At 49.8% G+C, this 19544-nt stretch carries 16 protein-coding genes; 11 read left to right on the top strand and 5 right to left on the bottom strand.

The features are described from left to right. Positions 1-24: 24 nt before the first annotated feature. Together BLP64_RS06315 and BLP64_RS10990 are read left to right on the top strand one after the other, a co-directional pair. Positions 25-627 carry a pilus assembly FimT family protein gene (locus BLP64_RS06315; RefSeq protein WP_092592840.1) on the top strand — a complete coding sequence of 201 codons (603 nt, stop codon included), beginning with the start codon at positions 25-27 and terminating at the stop codon, positions 625-627. A 55-nt stretch (positions 628-682) separates the two neighbouring features. Further along, a complete protein-coding gene (locus tag BLP64_RS10990) occupies positions 683-1198 on the top strand; it encodes a type II secretion system protein (protein WP_092592838.1) in 516 nt (171 codons plus the stop codon). Between the two features lie 798 nt (positions 1199-1996). Here BLP64_RS10990 and BLP64_RS06305 read toward each other — a convergent pair. Genes BLP64_RS06305 through BLP64_RS06290 form a run of 4 tightly spaced genes read right to left on the bottom strand, consistent with a single transcriptional unit; the run spans position 1997 to position 7940 of the window. Then, positions 1997-6049: a DUF6701 domain-containing protein gene (locus BLP64_RS06305; RefSeq protein ID WP_092592837.1), complete on the bottom strand. Its 4053-nt coding sequence runs from the start codon at positions 6047-6049 to the stop codon at positions 1997-1999. Further along, positions 6036-6515 carry a hypothetical protein gene (locus BLP64_RS06300; RefSeq protein WP_092592835.1) on the bottom strand — a complete coding sequence of 160 codons (480 nt, stop codon included), beginning with the start codon at positions 6513-6515 and terminating at the stop codon, positions 6036-6038. Before BLP64_RS06300 ends, BLP64_RS06305 begins: the two co-directional genes overlap by 14 nt. Then, positions 6505-7383, bottom strand: coding sequence for a PilW family protein (locus BLP64_RS06295; protein ID WP_092592833.1), 879 nt, complete (start codon positions 7381-7383; stop codon positions 6505-6507). The genes BLP64_RS06300 and BLP64_RS06295 overlap by 11 nt, the downstream gene beginning before the upstream one ends. After that, entirely contained in the window at positions 7383-7940 is a 558-nt protein-coding gene (locus tag BLP64_RS06290) for a type IV pilus modification PilV family protein (RefSeq protein ID WP_092592831.1), read from the bottom strand. Before BLP64_RS06290 ends, BLP64_RS06295 begins: the two co-directional genes overlap by 1 nt. A gap of 167 nt (positions 7941-8107) precedes the next feature. Between BLP64_RS06290 and BLP64_RS06285 the strand changes: the two genes are divergently transcribed. From BLP64_RS06285 to tldD, 9 genes are all read left to right on the top strand, one after another. After that, positions 8108-8611, top strand: coding sequence for a pilus assembly FimT family protein (locus BLP64_RS06285; protein ID WP_092592829.1), 504 nt, complete (start codon positions 8108-8110; stop codon positions 8609-8611). A 128-nt stretch (positions 8612-8739) separates the two neighbouring features. Continuing rightward, positions 8740-9783 (top strand): rod shape-determining protein, encoded by a 1044-nt coding sequence (locus BLP64_RS06280; RefSeq protein ID WP_092592827.1) that lies wholly within the window; start codon positions 8740-8742, stop codon positions 9781-9783. A gap of 8 nt (positions 9784-9791) precedes the next feature. Beyond that, the gene (mreC, locus tag BLP64_RS06275; protein ID WP_092592825.1) at positions 9792-10664 is read left to right on the top strand and encodes a rod shape-determining protein MreC; all 873 of its coding nucleotides are present in this window, start codon (positions 9792-9794) and stop codon (positions 10662-10664) included. After that, the gene (mreD, locus tag BLP64_RS06270) at positions 10654-11139 is read left to right on the top strand and encodes a rod shape-determining protein MreD (RefSeq protein ID WP_092592823.1); all 486 of its coding nucleotides are present in this window, start codon (positions 10654-10656) and stop codon (positions 11137-11139) included. The genes mreC and mreD overlap by 11 nt, the downstream gene beginning before the upstream one ends. Further along, the gene (locus BLP64_RS06265) at positions 11132-11386 is read left to right on the top strand and encodes a Maf family protein (protein ID WP_092592821.1); all 255 of its coding nucleotides are present in this window, start codon (positions 11132-11134) and stop codon (positions 11384-11386) included. Before mreD ends, BLP64_RS06265 begins: the two co-directional genes overlap by 8 nt. 9 nt (positions 11387-11395) lie before the next feature. Then, positions 11396-12865 (top strand): ribonuclease G, encoded by a 1470-nt coding sequence (rng, locus tag BLP64_RS06260; protein ID WP_092592819.1) that lies wholly within the window; start codon positions 11396-11398, stop codon positions 12863-12865. Further along, positions 12865-16770 (top strand): YhdP family protein, encoded by a 3906-nt coding sequence (locus BLP64_RS06255; RefSeq protein ID WP_092592817.1) that lies wholly within the window; start codon positions 12865-12867, stop codon positions 16768-16770. The genes rng and BLP64_RS06255 overlap by 1 nt, the downstream gene beginning before the upstream one ends. Then, positions 16715-17584, top strand: coding sequence for a carbon-nitrogen hydrolase family protein (locus BLP64_RS06250; RefSeq protein WP_092592815.1), 870 nt, complete (start codon positions 16715-16717; stop codon positions 17582-17584). The genes BLP64_RS06255 and BLP64_RS06250 overlap by 56 nt, the downstream gene beginning before the upstream one ends. Further along, positions 17565-19013 carry a metalloprotease TldD gene (gene tldD, locus BLP64_RS06245; RefSeq protein WP_092592813.1) on the top strand — a complete coding sequence of 483 codons (1449 nt, stop codon included), beginning with the start codon at positions 17565-17567 and terminating at the stop codon, positions 19011-19013. Before BLP64_RS06250 ends, tldD begins: the two co-directional genes overlap by 20 nt. Here tldD and yjgA read toward each other — a convergent pair. Further along, positions 19010-19516 carry a ribosome biogenesis factor YjgA gene (gene yjgA / locus BLP64_RS06240; protein WP_092592811.1) on the bottom strand — a complete coding sequence of 169 codons (507 nt, stop codon included), beginning with the start codon at positions 19514-19516 and terminating at the stop codon, positions 19010-19012. The two genes, tldD and yjgA, sit on opposite strands and share 4 nt — an antisense overlap. Between the last annotated feature and the right edge of the window lie 28 nt (positions 19517-19544).

Here is a 19544-nt window from a genome sequence, read left to right as displayed (position 1 = left end):
AACGGAAATTACTAGGGAAATAGGATGACGCATCAGCCGGTTCAACCACTAAGAAATGGTGGTTTCACATTGATTGAATTAATCATTGTTGTCGTAATTCTAGGGCTGCTTGCAGCCTCTGCATTGCCTCGTTTTACTAGCGTGACCGCAGACGCGGAAGATGCCGCGGTTGAAGGTGTTGCTGGTGGTTTTGCCAGTGCTGTCGGGTTGGTGCGAGCGGAATGGGAATTACGCGGCCGACCCAAAGGGAATGCGGATGGCGCTGGCGCCGAAGTGATCATGGATGGCATTACCGTGAATGTTGATGGCAGCACGGGCTATCCGGTGAGTGGGAACAACAACTTAGACGCCCACGATTTAAATATGACCAGCGAAGATTGCCGCACACTCATGCAGGCAATTTTGCAGGGGGCACCTACAGCCACCACCAGTTTTACCCTGTTGGGTGAAAACCGTTACTACGTGGTACGTGAGAGTAACGGGGTTAATGATATTTGCGTGTACTACCTCGCAAATACTATTAAAAACTTAGCATCGGCTCCTAGCGGAACTGATTACCTAAGCGTCGGTAATGCGTTTGTATACAACCCTCGCACGGGTGGGGTGAGTATTTTTAGTAATAATTAAGGTTCGTTTTATTCATTAAGTTTGGGGATTCCCATTTTTTAAAAGGATGTGCTACATGAAAACACAACAAAAAGGTTTTACCTTGATCGAACTGATCATTGTAATCGTGGTATTAGGTATCTTAGCTGTCACTGCAGCACCACAGTTCTTTAACTTCTCGTCAGATGCTCGTGTTGCAACCCTAAAAGGTATTGAGGGTAGCATTAAAGGTGCAAACCAAATGGTTTATGGTCGTGCATCAATCCAAGGCGCAACTCTAGGCGCTTCTACTGTTAAAGTTCGTGGAAATACTACCGTCAATACTTATAACGGTTATGTACAGGCGGCGGACTTAAAAGAAATTTTGGATGCCGCAGACTTTACTTTTATTGTAAAAACGGCTGGCAATTACACCGAGACAGCTCCTGGTACGCCTACCACCCCAGGTGTTTATTATGTGATTTCTTCCGATATTACATTAGCTTCAAATGATGCTGATGGCGTTGAAGCAGCAGCATGCTACTTGAAATACACTGATTCGGCTTCAGCTAATGCTGAACCGACTATAGATATCGAGGATGATGGCTGTTAATCACTAACAAGCTAGCGAAAAGCCAACAAGCGTTGCTTGTTGGCTTTTTTATTGGCTGGCGTTTAGCGAGTGGGCAGTTGATTACAATGAATAATGCCAAATTCAACCCTGAACTCTACGCTTTTGTGGTACCCAGCTGTAAGCAATTGAGGTATGGTTAAAAAGTTGTTATTAAGATGGTGGCAAAAGGATCATGAGTATGTAGTGGACGAAACAATTCAGTGGTAGTGCTTTCTTGAAGCCGGTGCTGGCAGTGCTGGCGCTGATGGCATTAATCAGCGGCTGCGGTAGTGAGCATCCCGACCAACAACCTGGGGGCAGCGCGAACCCTTATCCAACTGTATCCTTACTGACTAACAGGTGAGCATTTCGTCGCTTTTTCTGAACAGATTGACTTTGTTGCTGGGGATACCGAAGTCTTGGTGCCGGTGACCTTGTCTCGGGCGCCGCTTGGTATGACAGAGCCCTTATTTTTTTGTAGATTAGTGCAGCTACCAACGTAACCTTGCCTAACCCGCTTAATTGAACTTTCGGTAAACCAAGGCAGTGCTATTGAAGGTCGTGATTTTAGCGGTATTTTAGATGAATACGCCTTTGCTAAGCACGATGACGAAATCGTTATTGATTTGACCTTGGTGGGTTCTGCTTATACAGAAGAACGTCAGTTTTCCTTGGTCGTAACCAAAGCGAGCAATTTGCAGCTAGAACAGTACCGAAGAGCAAACCATAACAATAATTATTGAGGCGCCGTAACCGCAGCTCGATAACAACGACTCTAACAAGGTTGTCAAAACTGCTCTAGTTGCGCCGCTCTAACCAAAAGATAATACGATCATTACCACGGTACTGGCCAAAACCGGCGGTGGCTGAGGGATCTTCAAGGGGCAGACTGGAGTCATTACTCCAATCAAATTCTAGCCAAGGTTGAGTATCATACTCAAAGATAAACTCGCCTACGGCACCGGGGGCTTGCCACCACCAAGTGCCGGCAGGCACCTCACCGTTAACCAAGATGCCAGTGCTCGCACCTCCAGCCGTTGCATTGAGGCCGGCTGGGTCGGCTAAAATATTCAGGTTAGCGGCGTCGTAAGCAAAGCAATTGTCATCGATGTTGGTGATAAAGCCATGCCCATCAAAGTATTCGTTGCGCATTACTATGGCTAAGTTCTCAACGTCAGGTCCATAGACGTCCACTAATAGAGTGCGGCCATACACCGCATGAATGCTTCCTGGAATTTGAGCCGCATTTCCTTGCACACTGGTAAAGAGTACCTGATCGGCGTGCCAGTCAATCGTATCTAAGCCGTTATTTTCGACCTGCAAGCCAAACCTTAATTGAGGGTAGGGGCCATCGATCAATGCTGGCACTGGATGGCGCAAAAATGCCGCCGCTGAATCGATAACGGTCAAGGTGCCATCTTGCCATTGTTGGTGTGCCGTCATGCTCACACGCTGATCAAATTCATCGGTAGCCACATCAGTGAGGCTGCTGGCGATGACTTTGATCGTTGCCGTATCGGCATTGGCTTGAGCATAACGCGCCGTATCGTAGTTTTTAGTCACCTGCCCCAAGGTATTTAAAGCACGCAGCTGATATTGTAATGAGATGGCAGGTTCACCCATGTAGGTGAAACCACCAGCGGGACAGCTATCGGTCACGTTGGAAAATGTCAGATCGAGCGCAAATGCCGCTGGAATAAAGCGTCCGGTGGGGATGGCTGGACGCTCGACGGCATCACCGGCACCGAGAAAATCAATGGCAGCAGCTTGTAGATTGAAAGTTCCCGCCTCCAACCATTGGTTATCGTGGCCGATATAGTGCCCGGTATTGCCACCGCTAGGAGTAAAAGTGCCGCTCACCAATTTGCTAGCATTACTGTCGGTTGCCGCAGGGTTTGGAAACACCATGGAATGAAATCCTGCGGTGACGGTGGTAGTGGGGAACTCATTGCCAAAGTTAGGCGTTACCGCCCCGTCGCTGTTCTGGCCTTGTACGATTACACTGAACGGCTCGCCAGCAGCTTTAAATACCGGCTGCGGGGCGGCGCCGCTGGCAATGACAAAGTTACTCTCATCATCAATAGCCGCAGCGACTAACCGGTAGGGTTTTACCACAAAATCATTCATGCTCTGCCCAGTTAAGGTCATGGCTGGGTCGGGTACTGCAGGTGGATTTTCTGCGCCTTCAGCCAAATCAATCTGGGCATGTAGCCGTAGCAAGCCCACATCGGAATAATTATTAGCCACCAAAGGAGCATTACCGTTGGCGTCAAAAGTGACATTAACAGGTTCATAATTAGTCACGTTGCCGGCGTTATTGAGACCGATGGCGGTGCCATTGATGGTGTAGGATTGGCCAGCTTGGCATGCCCCCGGATTTAAGCATTCCATGCCTAAATTCACGGTTTGTGCCCCTTCTAGCCGGGCTTCACAGGCACCGGTCGTGGTATTGGTGCGCACCGCACGCAAGACGCTATTGAAATCGTCCCCGGCAATCTGTGTAGCCAAGGGCAGATCAGGAGCAGCGCCTACGATAACTAACCCTGCCAAATTGAAGGTCACTTCACAAGAGGTGGCTGTGGTGCCTGATAGGTCATAACATTCGGTCGCTTCGACCGCTGTCGGCGTCGCATTGCTGAGGGTTAAGACTGCCGTACCCCCGCTGCTGTTGCGTAACCCGGCAAGGCCGCTACCGTTGCTAAAATTAAGATTAGCGCTGGTGCCGCTGCTGCTACTGATGTCACCGCCTTGCCAACTGCTATTGGCTAGCGCAGCCGTCACCGTGATGCCCACCGGATCATCAAAGGTTGCGCTACAGGTTGCATCCGCACAAGCTTGAACTTGCACCACAGCCGCATAGCAAGCAACGGTTTCAGTGGTATGCAGCAGCCGATAATGATGAACCTCAGCATCAACTGGTGCACAACCCAGCGCATCAACCACCGCTGCTTGTACCTCAGGGGTGTAAGTAATCTCGGTATTGTTACCAAACGTGATATTACCAGGCGTTAAAGCACCGCCCTGAAAGTTAGTATTGTTGCCAAAGGTGATGTCGGTGGTGGCATAAGGGCTGTAAATCAGGCCGTTAAAGGTAAACTTTGGGCAGTTATTGCCACCATTACAATAGTTACCTACGGTGAAGTCGGCACCTTCATACAAATAGACCACTAAATTACCCACCGAGCCATTGGTATTAAAGGAGATATCATTACCGCCTGTAATGCCGTTCAAAACATAGATGCGAACCAAGCCAGCAGGTGAAATATTGATGCTGGAGTTGTTTCCTAAAATCATGTTTTTGACGAAATAATCACCAGGGCCGAGTTCTAGCGTATTATTGTTCGTTGAAAAACGTATCGTGTCTATGTAATAGGTACCACCACCGGAGGTTGATGAAAACCCATTATTTTTATCAGTAAAGATGGTGCCATAGGTGCCCGGCGGCGTGTTAGTTTCGTTTTTTAGTTCGGTGCCAGGACTGCTAAAGCTCGGAAACACTGCTGGGTTTAATGGCGGAAAATCTAAATCTATCGTAGCAACTAGGCCAATAGGCGTCGGCGTATTACCTTTACCTACGATATTATTATTGTTAATTTCAGAATTGTTGCCCGCATAAAACCCACTGGAGCCCACAATACCGTAATCGGCAAGGTCATTAAATAATTCGCATTGGTCACCTGGGCTAGGTCCTGGGCCGGGACCCGGATCGGGTGGAGCAGCGGTACAAGCGAAAGCATGGTTTTGGAAACGGGAGCTGCTGGAGTCACAATACTCTCCGCCACCAACAGGGTCTTTGTTACCGCTATCGTTTCGGATGTGAGGTGCTGTCGCATCGCCACCGATACTTCCAGCCCAACCAATGATGATTTCATTGGTAGCTGTCGCATCTCCAGTAATGTATGCATTTGCATCTAACATCTTGATGGTGTCACCACTCACTGCACTGCCGGTAATCCCTGAGCCACTCTCAATAAGAATATCGCCGGCTGAGCTAACATCTCCAGTAATATCTGAATTCGATGCACGAATGCGAACACTCCCCGCGTTAACATTGCCCGTAACTTGGCTGCCGCTGGCTAGATCAAAAATACCCGTGGCGGTGATATTACCGGTCAAATTAACGTGACTATCAGTTGTGATGTCAGTACCGCTGATGTTGCCATTAACTTGGTTCCCGCTACCAATAAAAACCGGACCGTTAGAGATGATATTGTTACCGTATTGGCTCCCTGGTGACAGTAATGACACGGATAAACTGCCAGTAACAGGGCCCGTGACTGAGTTCTGTGAACCGAGAATGACCGCGGTTCCGGAGACCGAACCCCCGATGGTGACATTTGAATCAGTGTTCACCGTGGTGCTCGACATAACATTACCACTTATATTGTTTCCGGAACGAAGTGTTACTGACCCTGCATCGATTGAACCGTCGATGGTGACATTTGAGTTAGTCGTAATTTGGCTGGCTGAGACATTACCGACCAATTGGCTTCTACTCCCAAAACTAACATTGCCATCGGCATTGAGCGAGCCTCGCATGGCGAAATCTGAGCCAGTAGTAATATTGCCCGTGGCATTGATAGTGACCCCGGCATTGCTACCCACATTGATTTGGGCATTTTGCAAATTCACATCGCCCGTAACATTAATCACCAACACCTGACTCGCATCGATAATATCGTTCCACTTCAAATTCAAACCATTGCTACAAAATACCGGGTTATTCCCTTGCTGAGTGCAGCCTGGCGGCACATTTTGCTTTAAGTTGTACGTTGCGGCAGCAACACTCTCACTCGCTAGCGACAAAACTAGCGCAATGACCAGTAGGGCAAGGTTGTTAAAGTGACGCATTGCTTGCCTCCAGCATGATTTCGCGTGAATAAATCATGTCGCCGGCATCACAGCTGCCTTGAGCGACGATTCGATAATGGTTGACGACAACGGGGCTGGTGATTTCAGCCACATCACAATAGACAGTGGCAGTACAGTTTTGTAAGCCCGCTTCAACAAAGTTATAAGTGTTAGGGCTGCTATCGTTATCGGTAGGGTCGAACGTACTGGTGGTACTACGGTTAGCGCAGAGCCCTGTGGTTACCATGCCTTCGTTCTCAAACAGTGCTACCAAAAATATTTCAGCGCCGGAGCGAGCTGCGTTGTTGGCGCGAGCGCCAATCACATCGCTGACGACGCCTTGGGTCGCATCGCCAATAACTCTGACCATGGCCGCCCCGAGCAGGGCCATCACCACGATGATAAAAATCGCTACCGGCAGGGCAGCGCCACGACTACGGTGGTACTGGAGGGGCTTATGGCACATTAGGAACATGAACCTCCTGCAATAGTTGTAGGCGCTCTGTGTCAGCGGCGCGGGCAAAGCGTAAATCTAGATGCACTAAACTATTCCTGACCAAGGTGGCATCGTCCACTATAAAGGGCCGCTCAGGTGTGGTTAAGGTTAAATCGTTGGTGAGATTTTCAGCCATCACTTCGGCGCTAGTGGTAAGCGCACGTTGCAGTTGGGCTAGGGTTGATGCGTTGGCATTGAGCCCATAGCCGGTATAACGCCAGAGTTGGCCCGTAGCTTGTTGATAGCACCAACTGATGGGCTGGCCTCCGATAAAATAACGCTGTGCGGGGCTGTTACCGGTAAAGTAACTGATGCTATCGGTGTACGCTATTTCAACCACATGATCATCGCCGGTGCTGACGATAGCGTCAATAATCTTGCGTCGCTCGGTTTGCGTCGGGTTGTAGATAAAATTGGGTGTCGATGCATAAATCAGCAGGTATTGGCCGATCAAATTGACGCCTTGATCCGCTCGCGGCTCGATAACTAACAGCGGGTCGCTGGCGCTAGGTCCTTGTCGTGGTACTTGCAGATATTGGCTGCTAGCAAGAATCGGCATAAATTCAATACAGCTGTTATCAGCGGCTACGCGGACACTGCGTGGCACGGCATTACGAATTTCTCGGGTGAGGCGTTCTACAGCAAATCTTGATTGCGACATCAGCTGCTCGCGAGCAGTAGTATCGACGTAGATTTGCGCCCCAAAACCAACGTACGAGAACACATAACCGCCAAGAATACCTAAAATAACGATAACGACGATCAGTTCGATTAAGGTAAAGCCACGTTGAAGGTTAGAGCGGGGCAGTGGGCTTAACGTGTGCCGCAAGTTATTCATCAAAAATTTCCTCGCACGGCGCTAAATTCAAAGTTTTGTCCTAAGCTGGTGGTGATGGTTATGGTTATTAGTTTATAGCGGGTGATATTGGCCTGATCGGCACCCGAGTTTGGGTCGTAATAGGACACTTGAATTTCGTAATCAAAGCCGTTGTAGCGAGCAGCGATATCGGCTCCGAAGACGTCGGTTAAATTGGTACTTGATGATGTTAAACCGCGGTAGTCGTCGACATCGTTGAAATCGCTTCGTACCTCACCATCGTCGCCGAGATTAGCAGGTAGCGTACAAGGAGGAGCAGCAGCTTCAACGCTACAGCGCTCGATACCACTGCTGCGGTCGCTGTTTTCATCAAAACTTTTACTCATGATTTCGTTGAGGAGGGCTTGGCCTAGTCCGGCTGCCCGAGTTTGTAACAAGGGTTCGGCACTGCGTTGCGCCTGCGGGAAAATCAGCACAGCAAGCATCACCACGGACAAGCTGAGCACTACGATCCCAATAATGAGCTCGACTAATGTAAAACCTTTATTGGTGCGTGGAGTAACGCCAAAAGTGCGCATGCAGATCCCCGTTAATATCGATTGGTCTAGATTACCTGTTTTTTATACCGATGTTTATATATTGTTCTTCATACTGTGGTTTTTTAGTTTACACTACATACTAGAAATTCGGTAAAATACGTGGTGCGGTATTTATCAGCTACGAGCAGCACTAAGGTGAACCATCTATGACAAGCTTAAGACCTATGCGGCAACGAGGTTTGACGCTGGTTGAGTTAATTATTGTTATCGTGTTGGTAGGGATTTTAGCCGCTACCGCAGGGCCTCGTATGTTTGGTAAAGCAGGGGTTGAAGAGGTGACTTATCAAGGGCAGCTGATGAGTCTGTTGCGCTTGCAACAGCAGCGCGCAATGCAGGATACAATTCAAGACTGCTACGGAGTTAACTTTTCTGCAACAACAGTAACCCCCGTTGATTGTGGTGCGGTAGTTGTCGCCGAACGAGTTTTGACGATTCCCAGTGCACTTGCAGTAAATGTGGCGTCAAGTTTACCTAATGCGAGTAATGGAATTCGTTTCAATAGTTTAGGCTGTCCGGTATCAACGGCCCATGCCAGCACTCCAGAATGGTGTGGCAATGCGCCAATAGAGATAGAGATTCAAGGGGTTAACTCCCGCTATATTTGTATTCAGAGTCAAGGCTATATTCGTCAAGGCCAATGTACGAATTAATTCAGGGTTAATAGCGCAAGTAAAGCTAGGTTAAAAGCCATGCAATGACGCTTGCTCGCAGCATGGCAGCTTGATAAAGTTACATAGTTAACAGTCCACCCCATTTACGAGTAAGGGAACATCCCCTCATGTTTAAGAAGTTACGCGGAATTTTCTCAAATGATCTATCGATCGATTTAGGAACAGCAAACACACTGATTTATGTCAAAGATGAAGGCATTGTTCTCAATGAGCCTTCGGTCGTAGCGATTCGTCAAGAACGCTCGGGTGGACCGAAAAGTATTGCAGCTGTTGGTACTGCGGCGAAGAAAATGCTGGGCCGGACCCCTGGCAATATTCGCGCTATCCGTCCGATGAAAGACGGGGTGATTGCTGACTTTTATGTGACTGAACAAATGCTGAAACACTTTATTAAGAGTGTTCACGATAGCCATTACTTCCGCCCAAGCCCACGAGTCCTAGTGTGTGTGCCTTGCGGTTCAACCCAAGTTGAGCGCCGGACAATTCGTGAGTCAGCTCTCAGTGCTGGCGCGCGTGAAGTGTATCTCATTGATGAACCGATGGCCGCAGCAATCGGTGCCGGGTTGCCAGTGTCTGAGCCAACGGGCTCCATGGTGGTCGACATTGGTGGTGGAACCACTGAAGTTGCCATTATCTCGTTAAATGGTGTGGTTTATTCCTCCTCGGTTCGAATTGGCGGGGATAAATTTGATGAAGCTATTGTTAGCTATATTCGCCGTAACTTTGGTTCTTTAATCGGTGAAGCGACGGCAGAGCGCATTAAGCATGAAATTGGCTCGGCCTTCCCGGGGGAGGAAGTTCGTGAAATTGAAGTGCGCGGACGTAACTTGGCGGAAGGGGTTCCGCGTTCCTTTACCTTAAATAGCAATGAAATTTTAGAAGCCTTGCAAGAGCCGCTGATGGGAATCGTCAGTGCGGTGATGACAGCACTCGAACAATCACCTCCTGAATTGGCGTCAGATATTTCTGAGCGCGGCATGGTTCTAACCGGCGGTGGCGCTTTGTTGCGTGATCTTGATCGCTTGTTAATGGAAGAAACAGGGATTCCAGTCATCATTGCAGATGATCCGCTAACCTGTGTGGCTCGAGGCGGCGGCATTGCACTCGAAATGATTGACATGCACGGCGGTGACCTGTTCAGTGATGAATAAGAGGGCCTATGAAATCGTTGTTTGAACGAGGGCCCTCCCTACTCACTCGTTTGGTCCTAGCGCTGTTATGCGCTGCTACCCTGATGTTTTTAGACCACCGGCTCAATACCATGCAGCCGGTGCGTTCGTTTTTATCGACCCTCGTGACGCCAGTACAATATCTTGCGGTGTTACCCGAACAGACCCTTGACCGACTCGTGTATTTGTCGACCACGCGGTCCATGTTACGCGAGCAAAATGAAGCCTTACGGCAAGAGCTGCAAGAATTGCAAATGGCCGTGCAACGGCTCAATTTCCTTGAGAATGAAAATGCTCGGTTACGGCAACTCTTGGGGTCGGATGTGCGTCAGGCAAGCCGCCGGATGGCTGCCGAAATTGTGGCGGTGGCCACGGACCCATTTTCCCACCAAGTGGTGATTAATAAAGGCTCCGCCAACGGGGTGTATGAAGGCCAACCGGTGCTAGATAACCGGGGGGTTTTAGGGCAAATTTCCAGTGTGGGGCGAACCACGGCTCGGGTGTTATTGATTTCTGATCAAAGTCATTCGCTGGCGTTACGGGCGGAGCGGAATGATATTCGGGTATTGGCCCGAGGCACTGGTGATTTACAACGACTGGAGTTGCTGTATATCCCTCATTCAACGGAACTGGAAGTGGGCGATAAACTCATGTCTTCGGGGCTGGGTGGTGTGTTTCCCGAAGGCTACCCAGTGGCAGAAGTCATCGAAGTAAACCGTGACGAGCGGTATCAATATGCTCGGGTCACGGCACGGCCGTATGCCCAACTGGATCGCATTCGAACGGTGTTGCTGCTATGGCCACCAAGCGCCATTGAGCAGCCCGTATTTGATGACATTGTGGTGGATGAGCATGTGGATTAAATCTGGGTTGATCCCGTTATTAATTAGCTATCTAGTCGCGCTGATTTTAATGGTCATGCCGATGCCGGTGTTTTTAGAAGCATGGCGTCCCGATTGGCTCAGTCTGGTTATTTTGTATTGGGTGATAGCGCTTCCGCATCGAGTGGGAATCGGCAGTGTGCTGATTTTAGGGTTAGTGGCCGATATTTTGATGGGGACGGTCTTTGGTATTTATGCCACCGCTTTATTGGTGATGGCGTACCCTGCAATTCGACACTTTCAGCGCATTCGCAACTACTCATTCACGCAGCAAAGCGTCATTGTTGCCTTGCTTATTCTAGTCAAGCGGGTGATTGTGTACGAACTTGAGCACATTTTAAATGATGCCGTTTTTAATCTTGCGTACCTTTACCCCGTGATTTCGTCAGCAATTGCTTGGCCGTGGGTGTTTTTGATTTTACGTAAATACCGGAGGCATTACCTTGTCCGTGAGTGAGTTGGTGTTGGCTTCGGGCTCACCACGCCGTTTTGAATTGCTACAGCTACTTGATCGCCCATTCAACGTGGTGCACCCCAATGTCCCAGAACAACGTCTCCCTGCAGAAACTGCGGACGACTATGTGCGTCGGTTGGCATTAAGTAAAGCCCGAGCAGGCGCCGCAATGGTTACGCCAAACAGCACAGTACTGGGCCGTGGTGGGGCTTCCTGTCTACGAAACCGAGCAGTTAATTCAATTCATTGAGGGGGATGCATGAGTACAGAAATTTTAATGAACGTCACCCCAACTGAAACTCGGGTGGCATTAATTGAGAATGGCATCCTGCAAGAAGTTCACATTGAACGCCAAGCGAAGCGTGGCCTGGTGGGTAATATTTACGTCGGTAAAGTTTCGCGCGTGCTACCTGGCATGCAAGCAGCGTTTGTTGATATCGGATTGGATAAAGCGGCATTCTTGCACGCGTCCGATATTGTAAATCAAATTGAGCAAGCAGAGGGGCTCGTGCGTGGCACCATGCCTGTTGCAGACATCGGCCAGTTGGTACGACCGGGACAACACATTCTGGTGCAGGTGGTCAAAGATCCGTTAGGAACTAAAGGAGCACGACTGACCACGGATATCACCATTCCTTCTCGTTATATGGTGCTCATGCCGCAGTCCCCACACGTGGGAATTTCCCAGCGCATTGAAGACGAGCAAGAGCGCCTTCGGTTAAAGCGTGCCGCCGAGCCTTATTGTGATGACGAAGGTGGGTTTATTGTCCGAACCGCAGCAGAAGGTGCGAGTGATGATGAACTGCAGCGCGACGCCAAGTTTTTACGCCGCTTATGGGACATGATCCAGAAGCGCCGCAAGAGTATGCGTAAAATTGGCTTGGTTTATGAAGATCTCAACTTATCCTGTCGGATTTTACGAGACTTTGTTGGGGATGAAATTGAGCGAATTCGAGTGGATTCACGGGTTACGTTTGATTTGCTCAAAGAGTTCGTGAAAGAATTTATTCCAGAGCTTGGACCTGTCTTGGAGTATTACGCGGGCGAGCGACCTATTTTTGATTTGTTTGACGTCGAAAACGAAGTGCAACGTGCCCTTGATCGCAAAGTTGAACTGAAATCGGGTGGTTCCATCATTATTGATCAAACCGAAGCCATGACCACCATCGATATCAACACTGGTGGCTTTGTCGGGCATCGTAATTTAGAAGAAACTATTTTTAATACCAATATTGAAGCAACCCAAGCCATTGCCAGACAACTTCGCTTGCGGAATTTAGGTGGGATCATCATTATCGACTTTATCGATATGCAGAATCCTGACCACCGGCGGCGTGTGCTGCACAGTTTAGAACAGGCATTGGCAAAGGATCGGGCAAAAACCTCCATTAATGGATTTACGTCGTTAGGCTTGGTTGAAATGACCCGTAAGCGCACCCGTGAAAGTTTGGAACATGTGCTTTGTTCCGAATGCCCCGTGTGTGCCGGTAGAGGCTTCCTCAAAACTGCTGAGACCGTCTGTTATGAAGTGATGCGTGAAATTGTACGAGTGAATCGTGCTTACGCGGCGGATCATTTTATGGTGTATGTTTCACCGGCGGTTGCCGAGATGCTATTGAATGAAGAGTCCCATGCATTAGCAGAGTTGGAGGTGTTTATCGGCAAGCAAGTTCGAGTGTTCTCTGAGCCCATGTATAACCAAGAACAATTTGATGTGGTTATGATGTAATGGCACTTCGCAACGCGGTGCGCTGGCTCTGGCGCTCATTGCTCTATACCTTGGCCACAGCCTTGGTCTTATTCGCCTTATTGTTGAGCGCGTTGCGTTACCTCCTGCCCCAATTACCCGATGTGACCGAACACGTCGAGCAATTTCTAGCAAACCAATACGCACTTGATGTGCAGTTAGCACAAATCAGCGCTGACTGGAGTCGTAGCGGACCTGAACTAATTCTCCATCAATTCGTGTTACTGACCGATGATGAACAAGCGACTCGGGTCGAAATTGATGAAGCACGGGTGGTGATTGATTTTTGGGGCAGTGCGCGGGCGTTCAATGTGCAGTTAGCGCAGGTGCAGTTAAATGGCATGCGATTGCACTATGACTTACGCGACAGTTACGGTAAAAGTAGCTCCCAACCTCTTCAATTATCGACTAATTTAGGCAATTTGCTGCTGGATCAATTAGACAATATTGAGGTGCGTGAGAGTTCTGTTGAGCTGGTGAATTTGATGGGCGTGATGCGTACCATCGATATTCAAGAATTGCGGTGGGCCAACCAAGGTCAGCGCCATTATGGGGTCGGGAAGCTGGCCTTTTCTGAGGTGACCGAAAACACGCTGGACGTGATGATTGATATGCATGGCTCAGAACTGCATGCATTGAGCGGCCAAGTGTATGTGGCGGCTAATCAGCTGGATATCACGCCTTGGGTGCAGCAACAAATTATTGATACACAGATTCAAGCGGCCACCTTTAATTACAACATGTGGTTGAACTTTGAACAAAACCAGTTTACCGATGGGTTACTGCAATTGGGGGAACAAAAGTTACAGTGGCGGGTCGGTGAGCAACGCCATCAACTTCGCATTCCCCACGGAGAACTCAAGTTACGCCCGTATGCAGATGGTTGGCGCGTGAATTCGAACCCGCTGACCATTGAGCACAATGATCGCAGCTGGGTGTTGCCCACCTTTAGTTGGGAAGATACTCCGACCACCACCGCCATGAGTTTGGAAGGGATGCCGCTCGCACCCTTGGTGGAACTATTGAACTTGTTGGGCAGTCAGGGCGCTAAGGTGGTTGAGCAATTCTCTGAACGAGATACACAAGGTGTTCTTGATCTCGCCTACTATCATCATGTGGAACAAGGAGCACGCTGGTACGCCGCAGGCGAAAACCTGAGTTGGGGAGAGTTCGCCGGAGTGCCAGGGTTAAGCAACGTAAATCTTAAGGTGCACGGGCGTGATCAACAGATGGTGTGGCAGTTGTATGGCACGGATGCAGCTTTTCGTAGTGACGCGCTGGATGAAGACGACGCTTGGCCAATTGATCAACTGACGGTTGCCGGCACCTTTTCGTGGAGTGCGGACAGCTGGCGTTTACAAATTGCTCCGGATAGTGAGATTCGATTACCTGGCTTGCCCATCGGCGTTGCCGCGACCATCACCCCCTCTTCTGAGTCCGTACATATTGATGCGCTTGCGCGTAGTTTAAACGAAGTTCCAATTTCTGCTGATGTGCTTCGACGCCATCTACCTATTGTGATGGGGGATAGTCTGCATGACTATCTCTCGATGGCGATTCAGGATGGTTATGCCACTGATCTTGCCATGGTCTGGCGAGGCGCCTTAGAAGATTTCCCATACCACAACAATGAAGGATTATTTGAAGCGCGGGCACGTATTTCAGGGTTGTTATACAAGTTCCAGCCTGATTGGCGGCCGGTGTATGATGCAAACGCCATCGTGAACTTTAGAAATGAGCGCATGCATATTACGGCTACCGATGGACTCATTGGGTTGATTGATGTGGCACGGGCCGATGTGGTGATTCCAGACTTAGTGGCAGGCGACGATGCGCGTTTAGATATTACCGCAAGCATCGCCGGCAACGCCAACGAGCTGAAGCCCGTTTTTGATGACAGTCCGTTAGCTGGAAGTTTAGGGGGAACCTTAGCTGAAGTTCAACTGAGTGGGCCAGTGACGGGCTATTTGGAGTTAATGATTCCGCTAACAAACTCCCCGGATGTGGTGGCCAAAGGCTACGCAGATTTAGCTGGCGCAGAAATTTATGTGCGTAGCTTAAAAGAAACCTTCACTCAGGTCGACGGCCGTATTCACTACCATAACGATGTGATCACCGCACCCACGCTAACCATGAACTGGCGTGACTTCCCACTTGCAGCAGAATTGTCCACCCAACAACGAGAGCAGGATTATTTTGTGGCCATGCAAGTGGATGGCCGTTGGCAATTGGATGAATTCGCACCGCTACTGATGGGAACCATGCCGTGGCAAGCAGACTTCAATTTAAGCCTGCCCAATGAGGGGGGGTATTCATTCCGCTGGTATCAGTCGGCCTCTTTAAACGATGTGAGCGCCCACTTACCTGCGCCGCTCGGTAAAGAGCAAGGGGTTGCCCAAGAGCTAGAACTTACCGTATCGGGCGACCCTGATAGTGTTCTTGTCAATGCAGAAATTGGCGAGTATGGTTTGCTGGAGCTCCAGCTCAATGGTGATCTGAGCGAATTACAAAGTGGCTATGCACGAATTGGCCAACTGCAACAGCCTACGCTGGGGCTGAACAGAGGGCGACACGCACCGCTCTTTAATGTGGAAATTGGCCTGGAGACGGGAGTGATTGATGACTGGCTCGCGGTCATGACTCAACTGAACCGCTGGCTCCCTGAAGGTGCCGGTGAAAGTGATGTGGCTCGGGTGTTGCGCCCAGATTTAATTCAGTTTGAAAGTCAGCAGCTCCGTTGGCTGGACATGCCATTCGATGGCGTGCAAATTGTGGCTCACCCTGAACAAGATGATTGGCAGTTGCGCGTTGAAGCAGAGCAAGTGTTGGCGGATGTTTATTGGCGCCAAAAGAATGCTGAACAAGCCGCCCAAATCCAAATCGATGCAGAGTATATAGATATCCCTCGAATCGAATGGCAACAGCATGATTCTGCTGCTGTCGCGGCCGAGGACGCGACGCCGACGTGGTTGCCGAGTAACTTTGCTGGGCTTCCTGAATTGCTGCTTGATTGCAAACGTTGCCGCTATGACCACTATGAGTTGGGTGAGGTGAGTATTCACTTACGTGGCGAGGAACACCAATTAGAACTGGCTAAGCTGACGGCGCATTACCGCGGGCATCAGCTCGACGCTAAAGGACACTGGCTGTTAGAAACAGCGGAACAGTACCCCCAAACTCGTCTGTTCGGGCGCTTTGAAAGCAGTAATTTTGGCGAGTTTCTCGATAGCTACGATATCACCTCGATGGTTCGCGATAGTAGCGCGACCATTGATTTCGACCTCCACTATATGGCGGCTCCCCATCAGTTAGAGCTTGATACCTTAAATGGTAGTGTTACTTGGGCGCTCGGGCAGGGTTACTTAAATGATGTGAGTGACCGTGGAGCGCGCTTATTCTCACTACTAAGTTTGGATAGTATTTTGCGCAAACTGCGGTTTGATTTTCGTGACGTGTTCGCCAACGGTTTATTTTATACCAACTTTTCGGGTGAGTTTGAGGTCGCCGATGGGGTGGTGATGACTCAGAATACGCAACTCAATGGCAGTGCAGGTGATATGGAAGTCAAAGGCAGCGCGAATTTAACAACCCGCGAGCTCGCCTATGATTTACAGTTTGTGCCAAAAGTCACTTCGAGTTTGCCCGTGATTTTTGCTTGGATGATTAATCCGCCGTCAGGTTTAGCAGCATTAGTGATTGATCGCATGCTGCATGATGCTAAGGTGATTAGTCGATTGGAGTATCGAATTTCCGGCACCATGGATGATCCTGTTATTGAAGAAGTGGCGCGTGATTCGCGCGCAGCACCGATTCCCGCTGAGGAGTTGAACCATGTCGAATCCGACAATCCCGCAGGTGCAATTGACCGCCCTGCAACTCACCAGTAGTCCAGATCCCCACCAGAACTTGCAGCAAATTGAACAATTGCTGCAACAGCTGCCGGAGCATCGGCCGCAGTTAGTGGTATTACCCGAGGCTTGCCTTTGCTTTGGGGCAGCGGATAAACGCCAGCGACAATTAGCCGAGCTGCCTGGGCAAGGTCCATTGCAAGAGGCGCTCGCCGCGTTAGCAAAGCGCTACCAAATTTGGCTTGTGGCCGGGACCTTCCCCTTAATTGATCATGTCGATGCCGTTAAATTTAGTGCTGCAAGCTTGGTCTTTAATCCACAGGGCGAATGTGTTGCTCGTTACAACAAAATCCATTTATTTGATGTGACGGTGGCCGATGGCACCAAACATTATCGTGAATCAGCGTGGACGCAGCCGGGCACCGATATTGTCACCGTGACCACTGAATTTGGCGTGTTAGGCATGGCGGTATGTTATGATGTGCGCTTTCCGGAATTATTCCGCGCCTTACGGTTAGCAGGCGCTGATATTTTGTTATTACCGTCGGCTTTTACACAAGTGACGGGTGAGGCACACTGGCATACGCTAACCCGTGCTCGCGCCATTGAACAGCAAAGTTATTTAGTGGCTGCCGCCCAAACTGGGGTGCATGCAAATGGCCGACAAACATACGGTCATGCATTGATTATTGACGGCTGGGGCCGCATTTTAGCTGACACTGACCCCGACCAGCCGGGGATTGCCACTGCGCTCGCTGATGCTAGTACATTAGCAAGTATTCGCCGAGACATTCCGGTCATCGAACATTTTCATTGGAGTCAAAAGGTATTTCATGCAACTACCGAACGTTGAGCACAATTTACTTCACCAACACGAGCTAGATCGTGATGCTTTGCAACAGTCATTAGCCACGCTGTATACCGGTGCCATTGATTTTGCGGATATCTATTTACAAAGCAGCCTGCATGAATCCTGGGTGCTTGAAGATGGCATGATTAAAGACGGTTCCTTTCATATTGAAGCGGGGCTAGGCGTGCGCGCTGTCCATGGTGATAAAACGGGATTCGCCTACGCCGATGAAATTTCTCTGATCGCATTAAACCAAGCGGCAGCTGCTGCTCGCGGTATTAGCCAAGCGGGGCAAGCGAAGCAACTGCAAGTGCTGCACCGTGTGGTCGCGGCCGAACGTTATGCAGCCATCAACCCACTTTTCCAATTTTCAGAAAATGCCAAAATAGAATTGTTGCAGGCGATTGATGCCTACGCACGCAGCCAAGATCCGCGAGTGGTTGAGGTGATTGCTAGTGTGACGGGAAGCTACGATGAAATTCTTGTCGCCGCAACAGATGGCACCTTTGCCACCGATGTACGCCCGTTGGTGCGTGTTAATTGCACTATTTTAGTCGAACAGAATGGTCGTCGAGAGCGCGGCAGCGCCGGCGGTGGGGCACGGGTTGAGTATCACTACTTCTTGGAGTCAGGGGAGGGTACGAAACCTCGCTGGCAACACTATGTGGATGAAGCGGTACGACAAGCACTCATTAATTTAGAAGCCCGTCCAGCCCCTGCTGGCACCATGCCTGTGGTCTTGGGGCCAGGTTGGCCTGGCGTATTGTTACACGAAGCGGTGGGGCACGGGTTAGAAGGTGATTTTAACCGCAAAGGTTCGTCCGCTTATGCCGGTAAAATCGGCGAGATGGTGGCGTCTGAACATTGCACCATTGTGGATGATGGGACGCTGAATCAGCGTCGTGGCTCGCTCAGTGTTGACGATGAAGGAACCCCAGCTGGGTACAACGTCCTGATTGAGAAGGGACGCTTGGTTGGTTACATGCAGGATAAACTGAATGCCCGCTTGATGGGGGTAGACCCTACGGGCAATGGTCGTCGGGAGAGCTTCTCCTGCTTGCCAATGCCGCGTATGACGAATACCTACATGCTGGCTGGTGAACATGACCCAGCAGAGATGATCGCCAGTGTTAAGCGCGGTATTTATGCCCCTAACTTTGCCGGTGGGCAGGTAGACATTACCTCAGGAAAGTTTGTCTTTTCAGCATCGGAAGCCTATCTCATTGAAGACGGCAAAATTACCGCCCCTTTGAAAGGCGCTACCTTAATTGGTAACGGGCCTGAAGCCATGCGACAAGTCTCCATGGTCGGTCACGACTTAAAGCTTGATGATGGGGTAGGAGTGTGTGGTAAAGACGGTCAAAGCGTTCCGGTTGGAGTGGGCCAGCCCACCCTGAAGTTGGACGCCATGACCGTGGGTGGCACCGATTAAGCGGTGGCCACCTGCCGCATGTATTTGAATAATTCACGTTGAGCTGCGGGTGGTTTCCCCTGCTCAGCTTGTTTCGTGGCTTGCCGATAGAGTTGACGGAGGCGTTGCCGGTCCGCTTTGGGGTAAGCATCGATAAAGGCTTGGATAGCGTCATCACCGTGCGCCAAAATCGCATCCCGCTGTTTTTCCAATTGATGGAACAACGCGTTTTGTTGGTGGTGAGACTGTTCTAACTCAGCGAGGGCTTGCTCAATTGGAGCGATATCCCGACTTCGCATGAGTTTGCCAATGAGTTGCAACTGACGCCGAAAACCTTCGCGGGTTCCGCGAATGCGCTGGGCGAGTCGAATGGCTTCAAGTAAGTCATCATCGAGAGGGATTTTTGCTAATTTTCCCTCTGGTAGTTCGACCAGTTTTTCGCCGAGTTGTTGTTGTGCTTCAGCAGCACGTTTTAATTCGGATTTGCTGACGAACTCGTCGTCATCGTACTCAAATTCGCTCATGGATAAACCTCTTGGGTGACCAGCGAAT

The sequence above is a fragment of the Pseudidiomarina indica genome, from assembly GCF_900104245.1.
Classification (GTDB): domain Bacteria; phylum Pseudomonadota; class Gammaproteobacteria; order Enterobacterales; family Alteromonadaceae; genus Pseudidiomarina; species Pseudidiomarina indica.
The sequence above is the reverse complement of the archived record's forward strand: the minus strand, read 5'-3'. Positions and strand labels throughout refer to the sequence as shown.